The sequence below is a fragment of the Tolypothrix tenuis PCC 7101 genome, from assembly GCF_963874875.1.
GTDB lineage: Bacteria > Cyanobacteriota > Cyanobacteriia > Cyanobacteriales > Nostocaceae > Aulosira > Aulosira tenue.
Window position 1 is genome coordinate 8,021,432 of sequence record NZ_CAWNJS010000001.1, and the last position, 12,233, is coordinate 8,033,664.

Below are 12,233 nucleotides of genomic sequence, written 5' to 3' on the forward strand. Positions count from 1 at the left end.
AATCATTCTATAGCTGATTTCTCACCTTCTTTTTAAATTATGATGTCAACTTTTTTGTCAGAAACTATCTATTTTTTAATTTAGTAAGCAAATGAAATATCACAGTTTTTATCAGTCGCTACTGAGTAGAAACAATTACTGTGAATAAGCTAATGAATTTTGAATTTTGAATTTCCAATGAGCAAGTAAATTTTTTATGTTTTCTCATCATTTTAAATGTGTAAAATACCTCAGCAAGCTTACCTCTTTTTAGGTTGTGAAGGATTTCGCTGAGAAGACATATCTGCTTGTAATTCTTGTCTACCATTGGTGACAATTCGCAACATATCTTTAAGATCCTGTTCAATGCCTTCTAAGACGCTATCAGCATATTGATCGGCTCCATTTTCAATTTCTTGCGCTTGAGCGATCGCAGTTTGTCGCATTTCCTCTAACTCTTGCATACAAGCACGCTGTTTTTGCTCAATTTCAGCCAAAGTTTCTTGCATTAGAGCATCACACTCTTGCTGTACTTGCCTTCTTAGCTGTTCAGCTTCTCGCTCTGCCTGTCTGATAATATCGCTTTCAGCTAAGATTTGCGCCCGTTTAGCTTGGGCGGCTTCCACAACTTGCTGGCCATACTCTTCTGCTTCTAGCAGAATTTCCTCTTTTTGGTCGAGGATCGTGGCTGCTTCTTGAAACACAGATGGTAAAGAAACTCGGATGAAATCTAGCTGTTCTAGCAGCTTTTCTTCATCTACAAGGGTGCGTCCAGTTAGGGGAATTCGCAAGCTAGAAAGAATAATTTCTTCTAGTCGATTCAGTTCCTGGAGAATATCTATATTTCCCGCTCCTTCGGTATATTCTTGAGGGGCGTGATTGTTTCCGTTGTGATTGGGTTCAACATTTGAGAGTTGTGGTTGTAGCATTGGTATATTTCTAGGGCAATGTGTGGGGGAACGAGATGATCGACAGAGCCACCAAACCTTGCAATCTCTTTTACCACACTACTACTTAAAAAACTATACTCATTTGAGGTTGCTAGAAAAACAGTCTCTATCTGAGTTGATAGTGTTTTATTAGTATGAGCCATCTGAAGTTCAATTTCAAAGTCTGAAACTGCCCGCAAACCCCGTAATAACACTTGTGCTTGGCGCATTTGGACGTAATTGACGGTTAAACCATCAAAGCTGTCTACACCCACATTAGGTAAATGTTGTGTAGATAGCTGAATTTGTTCTAGCCGTTGCTGCACACTAAACAATGGTGTTTTATTTGGGTTACGCAAAACAGCTACAATTACTCGCTCAAACAGCCGACTACCGCGCTGAATGATATCCAGATGTCCCAATGTTATGGGGTCAAAGCTACCAGGGTAAATAGCAATCACAATCGTAGATACATCAAAGTTATGTAGGTGATTATATCGGAACCTGCCTCTAAACCTTTGAGTATGAGGAAACTACTAATTTTTAATAGCAAAATTGCTACTCAGTGTTTATTATAAATTGGCTATATCAGCATATTAGTAAACTTTTATTGAAAGCGACGGGAAACTTCATTGCATCCCCTTTTGGGTGGAAGAGGTTGTTCTCCCCGTCGCTTGAGGCATTGGGCATTGGCAAAATCTTGCCCATGACGGCAGTTGCTACAACGAGGGGGAACCCCCGGCACTGCCTCCCCGATGCCCAAAAACTCCATCCACAAGGGGGTAGAGTTTTTTGTTTGATTTATAGAAATCCACGGTGATTGCAGAAATTATTTGCGTAATGAGGAAATCAGCAACAAAACATCTATTTATGGTGAGTTTTTCACAAATCAAATATTAGCAATGGATAGTTTAAGATTTTGCTAAACTAGCCCTCTTTACCTTTGATTTATTGCAAAAGTCAGATGCATATTTCATTTAAATCAGTAGTTTTTAGTACTGGAGTATTTTTGATCACAGATAATCTTTACTTTATATAGTTCTAATGAAGTATTTTAATGTCCCTAAATGAACGGTATAAATGGAATATTAAAACATGAACATTTTAATTTTATTTTTAATATTTAAAAGCTGTTTTTATTAATGTATTTACTGTAAATATGTTTATAAAATTTAATTTTTATTCAAGTAGATTTTTCATCTTCACAAGATTATAGGGAGTGACATGATGGCAGATATTAATCAAGACGAACTTCGCAGATTTATTTATCCTCACAGTCGTTATTACGGTTCTTTTAAGGCAGAAACCTTAGTTTTTAATGCTAACTTGCAAGAATTTGCTCAAAGAGTTGGTTATATCAGTGTTTTAGAAACATCTGGAAAACTCTCAGGAGAAGAAGCCTATAGACAGATTCAATCACTCTGGAAGGAGTTGAAGCGCAGCAAAAAAGAATTAGGAATTGGGGAAGAAAACTCAGATGCTAGTTAAAGCTAGAAGCTAATCGTCATTTAAATTGCATCATTGTTTATGCTGGTAAAAGCTGCACACCCTCTCCCTTGCTCCCCTTCGGGTGAATCCTTCGGATACGCTACGCGAGCGCCAGTCCCCCATCGTGACGGAGACCGCCAAGACGGGGGCTGGTCTCACCTGCTCCCTGCCCCCTGCAGTCTCAATGTGCTTTCTTATATGCTTAACAGCTTACAATGCTGCTGTTTCCGGCTTGGGTTTCCGCTTGAGAAAAATTGCACATCGCGCTAGTCTTCATTAGCGTAACCGCACGCTGTATAATCAGGCGATGACAAACCTGCTCTCTTCCGTAATTTCCTCTTACACTTGGAATCGTCCCATTGGTCTTGCTTGGGATAAGCCCTACACTGTCCGCTACGCTAGCAATATTGATGATGGCCCTTGGCATGGTATGCCTTTAGGTGGCTTTGGTGCTGGTTGTATTGGTCGTTCTTCTCGGGGAGACTTTAATTTATGGCATATTGACGGGGGAGAGCATACTTTTGAGAATATCCCCTCCTGTCAATTCAGTGTGTTTGAGTCTCATGGCTCATCTTCCCAAGCTTATGCTTTATCTACCCAAGCACCAGAGGATAAGAGTTTAGCTGCTTGGCGCTGGTATCCAGAAAGCAGGGGAGCAGGGGAGAATTTTCATACGGGGGATTATCATGCGCTCTATCCCCGCAGTTGGTTTGTTTACGAAAATGTTTTCCAAGCACAGCTAAGTTGTGAGCAGTTTTCACCCATTTGGGCAAATAACTACAAAGAAACTAGTTACCCAGTGGCGATATTCCTTTGGAAAGCCCATAATCCCACGAATGCACCTATTAATCTCAGCATTATGCTCACCTGGCAAAATATGGTGGGCTGGTTTACTAATGCTTTGAAGTCGCCGGAAGTGAAAATTCGCGATGATGGTAGCCCAGTTTATGAGTATCAGCCGCGTTTGGGCGAGAGTCAAGGTAATTACAATCAATTAGTGGAAAATGAGCAGCACTTTGGTTGCTTTTTATCGCGGGTTGCTGGTAATGCACCTGTGCAAGAAGGCGATGGTAGCTGGTGTATTGCAACTGTGAAGCATCCCCAGGTGGAAGTGTTTTATCACACGCGCTGGAATCCAAGCGGTACAGGTGATGAGTTGTGGCAAAGCTTTGCAGTAGATGGTTCTTTGCCCAATCATGTTGATGATACGCCAGCAGCAGATAATACACAAATCGGGGCAGCGATCGCACTGCGTTTTACTCTGCAACCAGGGGAATCTCTAGAACTTCCCTTTGTCGTAGCATGGGATTTCCCGGTAACAGAATTTGCTGCAGGAATTAACTATTACCGCAGATATACAGATTTTTTTGGTAGAGATGGTCAAAATGCTTGGGCGATCGCATCTACCGCCTTAACAGAATATCAAAATTGGCGATCGCAGATTCAAAGTTGGCAACAACCCATCCTCGACCGGGAAGATTTACCAGCTTGGTTGAAAATGGCTCTATTTAATGAGCTTTATGACCTAACCAGTGGTGGTACTCTCTGGAGTGCAGCCTCAGAAAACGATCCTATCGGTCAGTTTGCGGTGTTGGAGTGCTTAGATTACCGCTGGTATGAAAGTTTAGATGTGCGGTTGTATGGTTCTTTCGCCCTATTAATATTATTCCCTGAACTGGAAAAGTCAGTAATGCAGGCTTTCGCCAGGGCGATTCCCCACAGTGACGACCGCCAACGTGTAATTGGCTATTACTATACAATTGGCGCAGACACGACAACTGCAGTCCGCAAAATCGCAGGCGCAACACCCCACGATTTAGGCGCACCTAACGAGCACGTTTGGGAGAAAACTAACTACACCTGTTACCAAGACTGCAATTTATGGAAAGATTTAGGCAGTGATTTCGTGTTGCAAGTATACCGAGATTTTCTACTCACAGGCGCTGATGATGTGCAGTTCCTTGCAGATTGTTGGGATGCAATCGTCCAAACTCTCGACTATCTGAAAACTTTTGATTTAGATGGTGATGGAATTCCCGAGAACTCCGGTGCGCCGGATCAGACTTTTGATGATTGGCGACTGCAAGGTGTGAGTGCATATTGCGGGGGTTTGTGGTTAGCGGCGTTAGAAGCTGCGATCGCCATTAGTGATATCTTATTAACGAAACGCAGAGGCGCAGAGAACACAGAGGAGTTAGCAAGGCAAAAATCTATCTATGAAACTTGGTTAAACCAATCTCGCCCCATCTACGAAGAGAAACTCTGGAATGGTCAATATTACCGCCTGGATAGCGAGAGTGGTTCGGAAGTAGTGATGGCGGATCAACTATGCGGACAATTCTACGCGCGATTGTTGAGATTACCGGATATTGTAGCGAGCGATCGCGCCTTATCTGCACTTAAAACTGTGTATGATGCTTGCTTCCTCAAATTCCAAAATGGTCAATTCGGTGCTGCAAACGGTGTTCTCATTGATGGTTCCCCAGAAAACCCCAAAGCCACCCACCCCCTAGAAGTCTGGACAGGTATCAACTTTGGACTAGCAGCTTTCCTCGTACAGATGGGAATGAAAGAAGAAGCATTGCGCTTAACACAAGCCGTAGTCCAGCAAATTTACGACAACGGGCTACAATTCCGCACACCCGAAGCTATCACCGCATCTGGTACCTTCCGCGCCAGCACTTACCTACGCGCAATGGCTATCTGGGCAATTTACTTAGTTTACTAGGGCATGGGGAATGGGGAATGGGTAATGGGTAATGAGTAATGAGTAATGAGTAATGGGTAATGGGTAATTTCTCCCTGCTTCCTCATCCCAATGCCCAATGCCCAATGCCCAATGCCCCATGCCCAGTATTAATTTTTGATTAACTAATTTCAATTTTGCAATCAAATATACATACAGAAAAATATCTACGTTTTATTATTTACGTTTTCAAACCTACTTCGTTTGTAGCTGATTTCGTAAGTATTTTTATCTGTTGTTTTATTTTCCGGGTGTTTCTTAAACCAATAGAAAAGAGTAAGTAATAGTAACAGGGTTGTAACTTCTTGAAGACTCAGGACTGTTGCTTTCACTGGATTCTAGGTTTTCAGCTTAAATTATTGAGGATACTAATCTCTAAAAATTTATGTTCATGGTTAACATTTTTTACCGGAAAATAAATTTATTATTAATTATTTTTTGTAGCAAAAGCTACTATGAATTTAACTGCTTGTTGTAAAAAATCTCTACAGATAAGGTAATATAAATTTTTTACATTCATTCTACGTATTCTTATATACAGTAACAAGGCAATTAAATCAATGGATATTGATTAAAGAGTAGGTAAAATTTTGATAAAGTAGGGAGTATATATTGGCGATCGCAGCCAAAACCTCAGAAGCAAACATTAGCCATTGATTTAGACTTGACTCCAAATTTCACAGTCATAAATCATTTGTAAATCTTTCCTATTCTCCATTCTCAACTTCCAGAAGTAATTTCACAACTCCCAGAGGAATTACTATACATCAGTATTTGCCAGTACTTTTTGAAACTTTCTCTTAGGATAAGCCACTGAAAAATGATAACTCTGCAATTGGTGATTGATAACACAAATAATTGCGTTTTCCAGAGGCTGTTGGAATGACAAAATCCAAACAGTGAAAAATTTTACGTCTTTTTTGTACTGAAAGTACTCGTCTATTTAAAACAAGCTTACCCAAAACCCAAAATTTAGCCATGAGCTGCTATTTGCCGTTTAGAGTTCAGGGAGATCGAGAATTTCAAGCCAACCAGCAGTCTCCTACTCCAAAAGCGTCTATTCTCAGTTTTTTGAGGGTAGTTGTTAATCAATTAAAAACTGAGTCAGAGAGATTGGAGACTACTTAATTCTCCATGCTCTCTGATGTTCACAGGCTTGCTGCATATATCTGTATCTTTGTTTGCAACCGAAGTATCATTTTGAGAAACCACACCGATGCAAAACTGATAGTAATTATAGGTTTTTATCGCTACTAGTAATAATTAGATTTTCTCATGTAACCATACTTAACTACATCAGTTAGATATTAATTCTACAGTCAGGCTATTTAGAACTATTACTATCATCTCTGTAGAGAATATACCTATATGCTGCTGATTTTGAGAGCAATTTATAGGCTAATTTTGATACATTATGGTTGATTTAGATATGAATCGGTGGTGAATTTGCCAGAGTCATTTGGCACTGGTTAACAAAGTTTATATATCATAGCATATTCTAAAATTTTTTGCATATTACCTGCAGCAAAGTATGGTTTATCTTGATGCAATATTATCAACAAACATATTCTAATTGTTTAGATGCGAAACAGGTAAAACCTTTATATAACAAGGAATAACAAAAAAACAAACAAAGATATAAGTCAGATCAATTCTAAAAAAAATTTTCAATAATTATGTCTTTTTTAGATTTTTTTAATAATGCCTATATTCCTTGTTACTCGGCTTTTAAACCACATACCTCGTGGTAAAATTTCTTAGTAATGAGATGTCAATGAAATTTCGATATGTATCTTATATGAGGGGTAAAACCCCTCAGTATTTATAAAAAAGGTGACAAAATGCTAAGTTACACAATACATAAGTAGATATCATATGAAAATCACTAAATTTAACTTATAAAGACATCAATTTAGGAGATGACATTAGCGCAAAAAAATAGTATAAATAGAAATGTTGTTCTTGAACTTCAAGAAAATAGAACTTTGAGTTCCCACCCAAAAACTTAATCAGTTTTACTGAGTAACTCCTAATGTTGTAGCAATATATAATACTTAAGCTATATCAGGGAAAAGTAATTAAATTAGGAGTTGGGAAATTTAAAGAGGACGAAACTGCATCTACCAAGAGCAAACCGAGACTTTTTTCTGCCATTTGTCTGAACATAACAAAAGGTAAATTTTTACCAAGCGTTAACTACTCAGCAAGAGCGATAGCCGAACACTAACTAACGGCCGAGTTCAGTTCTTCAGTACCTCTTACCACTCAGTAAAGGCTGTAGAACTTGGCAGAGGATGTAAATCATGACGATAAATCCACAGGCTTGATTTCAAACAGTCAAGTTTATCAAACAGGTCAGCTCATGGAAAGAATCATCAAGTTAAATGCAGTGGAAACCGCAAGTCAAAGGAGTAGTTATAGGATGAAGGTTGATTATTTGCATCCTTACTACGATCCAACTCCTGAGAAAATATCGATTTATCACAGTGCGCTCAGTATAACTAGAGCGACTGTACCAGAAACATCTACCTGCGATCGCTACATAAAATGCCAAGAATGGAGCCAGGAGTCTCAATTCAGTGGCTTTAGTCTTCAGGAATAGCAAAATTGACTCAGAACTTTTGGTATTTCTGCTTGTACCTGTTAAGAGGGTAGTGTTCTCCCTAAATAGTCTTTAATACCGCATTGCTGATTTCTGTTTTGGAAGCTAATTCAGCAAACGTAAATAGGCTAGAGCAGTTTGTTAACTTCAATTTAAATCCCAACAACCGCAGAACCAGACTGGTTTACTTAAATTAAGACAACTAACACTATGAACCACGATATTTCTGACATTAGTAGCAAGTTAAAGAACTCTATCCCTCCTGAACAATTTGATCAAGTCGTGGAAGCGATTCTTTCTGGAAAATATTCCTGGGCCTGTGTATTAATGTTACGTTTTGCTGGTTACAATCCTTTACATTACATTCCTTATCGGACTTACAATCGATTGCTCAAAGAAAACTCCCTGATGAATCGGTCTAACAACCAGCAAAATCCCACTCTGAACGTTGCCAAACCATCTGCTGATAAAAGGTCTGATACAAATGTCTCACCAACTAACTTAAGCAAAATTAAGGAATTTCCTTATCTTGAGGTCGTTGGGAAGTAAAAAGTAGAAATTTGTGGTGCTAGTTAGGATAGGTGGCTGACAGAGTAAGTTCGAGAACATAAATCAAATACTAATTCAGGCCAGAAAGTACTCAAGATACTTCTGGAAAATTCTGTTGATTAATTAATATATCCATCAATTAACTACAGATTTCCAGTCATTGAGTAACTATCTAATTGCCATGCAGATTCAAGATTTGTAGCATGGCAGCTTTGTAATGGTATTTGTTGCTTAAATAGACTGCTTGTAAAAATCCAGCCAACAGATTCGCTTTGTGATTGCGACCTCCAAAACTCTTACCTTATATAGTCCTCCTCCTTTAGGGGGACTACCCTTTATTTGTGAGGTGATTGTTTTCCAGGCTAAACTTGCAATATTTAACAATCAAGTTTGATTGCTGAAATTGCTGGCCTAGAAAGGTAAGAATAATCAGACAGGAGTAATAAAGGTATACCGAAGTTTTTTTAATTAAAGATGAGTTTTATATGCTTTGATTGTCCTAGTAGTAGGACTAACAATCATAACGGATAGAAAAATATAATCAAACCGTATATAGTCTATCAAAAGCAATATAAAATGCGACATATTTGCATTAATCGCCGAGGAGATAATTCGGAAAATCCTCCTATAGTTAAGTTTTTTGAAAATCGACACAACATTATTGATACAATCTGCCAATTTGGCAAATATTACCAGACAAAATTTTATAAATTATAGATGCCAACTGAAACATCAAAGCTTGACTAGCAGATTTCATGGTGCGGGACGAAATCAATGATGAGTACCAAACATGAAATCTATCAACTCGATTGGCGAAGCAGTCAACATCTTATAGAGTAGATAAATCCAAGACCAAAATAGACAATTCAACTGTTGCTACTGGTGGTTCTGTTTCCCAGGAAGTTAGAACCAATCAAATTGGGAGTGGTAAATTTTTCCATGCCAAATTTGAATTGTTCCCACCTAGTTTAGAGATGGTGGAAACAATAGCGAGATAACTTCCTTGACTGTAGTGAAGTGAATTTAGCCCAAAAAGTTCACATTTCATACTATGAACATCTGTGGAAATAGAAAAAGCGATAGTTAAATTAAAGTCAAGGCTGGTGGAATACATAACTCTTACGCTTCTATAAACGACTATCGTAATCCTTGTCCTCCCAAACAGGATTATGGCTGTTTTAGAAATTAGTAATTTATACAGTAAATTTTGGAAGCTACAAACTTGAATAGCTTCCAATTTTTTATGTTTTTAAGAGAGAGAAAATAAAAATGTAGGCAGTTTGATTCACAAATCCAATAGGAATATCCTGCCCTAAAATTAACGATTTAATGGTAAATTTCGGAATCTGTATTCAGTTGTCCTGGTCTTGTAGAGATTATCGGGTTCTGATTTTGTATATATCAGTAACTTTTCTTCTTTGGGACTTTTACGACAGAGAATATTTTTTCTCCCCCTGCTTGTAAAGACGCGATCAATCGCGTCTCTACGCTGCCCCTCTGCCAAATAAGCGATAGTATATTTTTTGAGTTGAAAATCCCTAAAACTTAGTTGCTGACTGATAGTGGCGCTAGTCGAGAATGTATATTGGGCTTAATAGCCTATTATTTTGAAACCTAACAATGTCAGCAAATGGATAAAGAAAACGTAAGCGACGAACAAAGCAATTGTGACCAACGCCTAGATAACTGCTATGCAGAAAACGCTATGGTGCGAATAAAGAATGCATATCAGTATTTGAACTATGTGTCAATCTAGCCGTAAATTCTCCTGTTAACTAGCAGCAAAGTACTGCATCTGCTGCTAAACTTCATTTTTTACGATTCTTTACATATTGCAACTGTTAACTCGATTTTAGAGTTCATTGTAATTTGTACAATGCAGCTGTGACGTGGATTTTTTCCAGATTGGGCTTCCTTAACGATATTCATGAGCATTTCGACTTCCGTGCTGAGTGATCTGCTACAGTTCCTCCCCTACCTGCGCCCCCAGCTATATTTCAAGGCTTCGCTAACGGCGCTCTCCCATGCGATGGAAGACCAGGTTTTGGCGGCGACTTTAGTTGAGCCTTTGGTAATTGCTAGCTTCCAACGCGAGCGGTTCTACCGCCAAGAAGCTCATCGCTACCAAAGGCTATCCGAGCGTAGTAGCCATGTATACGTGCTATCTGCACCAGAAACTGATTTTACTAATAGCTCGGAATACTACGAAAAAATAGCTTTTGAACCAGATGACGCTTTAAGCCAAGAATGGCATTTAGTAGTAATTGCAGATAATTATGCTACTTGCTTGGTGTGCCGAGAAAACTTAGGCTCCATTGCCAAAAATAAGCAGGTTCCCGATCTAGTGCCTAGTCTGGATATGGATACAGCACGTAGGTTTGAAGGCGTTTGGACATCAGAAAGGGGAGTCAGCCTGAAAGCAGCCCAATTGCTATTAGAAAGGATTGTAATTTACAGACCAGATTTGCTAGACAAAGTCGAGGAAGCACGGCAGAGGTTTGGTATAGGGAAACCGCGCAGCGCCTCTGGAGTAGTGCAAACTAGCGAATATGCTTGTGACATAGATACCGATCCTTTTGTGCAACGCTTAGTAACTTATTTGCAAGCAAGTCAGTATAAATTACATAAAGCCTATCGTTCGATTACAGCCCAAGCACGCAAAGAACGCTTAATTAACTCCATTAGTACTGCCATTAGGCGATCGCTCGACCCTCATGAAGTCCTGCAAATAGCTGCACAAGAATTAGGGCAACACATGGGGGCTGGTCGTTGTTTAATTTACCGCGTGCAAGCTACAGAAGCCAAAGCCATCATTGAACATGAATTTTTAACCCCAGGGGTGACATCTGTGAAGGGGCAAACCTGGGAGTTAGATAAAAATCCTCTATTTCGGGAAATTATTCAACGGGGAGAGGGTGTTTGTGTGAGCGATACCTTAACCGAACCTTGGGTGAATAGTTCCACCATGTTGTCTGCGATCGCCAAAAAGTTTGCTATCCGTTCTTGGCTGATGGAACCAGTGTTTTATCAAGGACGATTGTTAGGTGTCGTAGAGCTACACTATTGCACCATGCCTGTTCATGAGTGCCAACCCGCAGAATTGGACTTGGTAAAAGCGATCGCTATCCAAGTAGGAGCAGCTTTAATTCAAGCTGAAGCCTACGCTAACCTCGAAGTCCTCAATCAGCAGTTAGAAGCCCTCGATCGCACCCGCAGCAACCTGATAGCCATTACTGGGCACGAACTCCGCACGCCCTTATCTACCATCCAAGTTTGCCTGGAAAGTCTCGCCAGCGAACCAGATATGCCCCAAGATTTACAGCAAGTCATGCTGAGTACAGCACTATCTGATTCCGAACGGATGCGGAAATTAGTGCAAGATTTCTTAACACTTTCTAACCTAGAAAGTGGGCGTGTGGAATGGCACCCAGAATCTTTAACTGTACAAGAGTGTGTTGATTTAGCCCTCAGTCGGATGCGGACACGCTCAACCACCGAAAAATATCCCCAAATCACTACGGAAGTACCCCAAAACCTGCCTTTAGTCAAAGCAGATGGTGATTGGCTAGTGGAGGTGATAGCGAAACTGGTAGATAACGCCTATAAATTTACCCCCGCACAAGGAGAAATCAGCATTAGTGCCACTTCTAATGGACACAAGATGGTTGAGGTCACCGTGGCTGACACAGGCAGGGGTATCGAGCCAAATCGCCTAGAAATAGTTTTTGACAGGTTTTACCAGGAAGAAGGCGCACTACGACGCAGCGCTGGCGGCACAGGTCTGGGGTTGGCAATTTGTCGTCTGATTGTCAATGGTTGGGGCGGTAAAATTTGGGCAGAATCCAAAGGTAAAGACCAGGGCAGTCAATTTCGCTTTACCATCCCCATTGTTCAGGTTATCCAAGAGGAGAAGCGGACGAGGAAGGGGAGGTAGGGGATT

At 39.9% G+C, this 12,233-nt stretch carries 7 protein-coding genes; 5 read left to right on the forward strand and 2 right to left on the reverse strand.

The window, feature by feature from the left end; translation table 11 throughout:
* Positions 1-239 precede the first annotated feature (239 nt).
* Positions 240-908, reverse strand: coding sequence for a DivIVA domain-containing protein (locus AACU25_RS31640; RefSeq protein WP_096582471.1), 669 nt, complete (start codon positions 906-908; stop codon positions 240-242).
* Positions 818-1,369, reverse strand: coding sequence for a pantetheine-phosphate adenylyltransferase (gene coaD / locus AACU25_RS31645; protein ID WP_096582473.1), 552 nt, complete (start codon positions 1,367-1,369; stop codon positions 818-820). The genes AACU25_RS31640 and coaD overlap by 91 nt, the downstream gene beginning before the upstream one ends.
* A 766-nt stretch (positions 1,370-2,135) precedes the next feature.
* Between coaD and AACU25_RS31650 the strand changes: the two genes are divergently transcribed.
* The 5 genes from AACU25_RS31650 to AACU25_RS31670 all read left to right on the forward strand — a co-directional run bounded on the left by AACU25_RS31650 (position 2,136) and on the right by AACU25_RS31670 (position 12,227).
* Positions 2,136-2,396 (forward strand): DUF7219 family protein, encoded by a 261-nt coding sequence (locus AACU25_RS31650; protein WP_096582475.1) that lies wholly within the window; start codon positions 2,136-2,138, stop codon positions 2,394-2,396.
* A gap of 307 nt (positions 2,397-2,703) precedes the next feature.
* On the forward strand, positions 2,704-5,124 hold the full coding sequence (locus tag AACU25_RS31655) for a GH116 family glycosyl hydrolase (RefSeq protein ID WP_096582477.1): 2,421 nt from the start codon (positions 2,704-2,706) through the stop codon (positions 5,122-5,124).
* A 2,380-nt stretch (positions 5,125-7,504) separates the two neighbouring features.
* Positions 7,505-7,744 carry a hypothetical protein gene (locus AACU25_RS31660; RefSeq protein ID WP_206758950.1) on the forward strand — a complete coding sequence of 80 codons (240 nt, stop codon included), beginning with the start codon at positions 7,505-7,507 and terminating at the stop codon, positions 7,742-7,744.
* 210 nt (positions 7,745-7,954) lie between these two features.
* Complete coding sequence (locus AACU25_RS31665) at positions 7,955-8,293, forward strand: HetP family heterocyst commitment protein (protein WP_096582481.1); 339 nt, start codon at positions 7,955-7,957, stop codon at positions 8,291-8,293.
* A gap of 1,927 nt (positions 8,294-10,220) precedes the next feature.
* Positions 10,221-12,227, forward strand: coding sequence for a DICT sensory domain-containing protein (locus AACU25_RS31670; RefSeq protein WP_096582485.1), 2,007 nt, complete (start codon positions 10,221-10,223; stop codon positions 12,225-12,227).
* Positions 12,228-12,233: the final 6 nt, after the last annotated feature.

Bases quoted from the DNA above. Each gene is read 5' to 3' on its own strand.
- AACU25_RS31650 (WP_096582475.1), top strand. From the start codon at position 2,136: ATGGCAGATATTAATCAAGACGAACTTCGCAGATTTATTTATCCTCAC.
- AACU25_RS31665 (WP_096582481.1), top strand. From the start codon at position 7,955: ATGAACCACGATATTTCTGACATTAGTAGCAAGTTAAAGAACTCTATC.
- AACU25_RS31640 (WP_096582471.1), bottom strand. From the start codon at position 908: ATGCTACAACCACAACTCTCAAATGTTGAACCCAATCACAACGGAAAC.
- AACU25_RS31670 (WP_096582485.1), top strand. From the start codon at position 10,221: ATGAGCATTTCGACTTCCGTGCTGAGTGATCTGCTACAGTTCCTCCCC.
- AACU25_RS31660 (WP_206758950.1), top strand. From the start codon at position 7,505: ATGGAAAGAATCATCAAGTTAAATGCAGTGGAAACCGCAAGTCAAAGG.
- AACU25_RS31655 (WP_096582477.1), top strand. From the start codon at position 2,704: ATGACAAACCTGCTCTCTTCCGTAATTTCCTCTTACACTTGGAATCGT.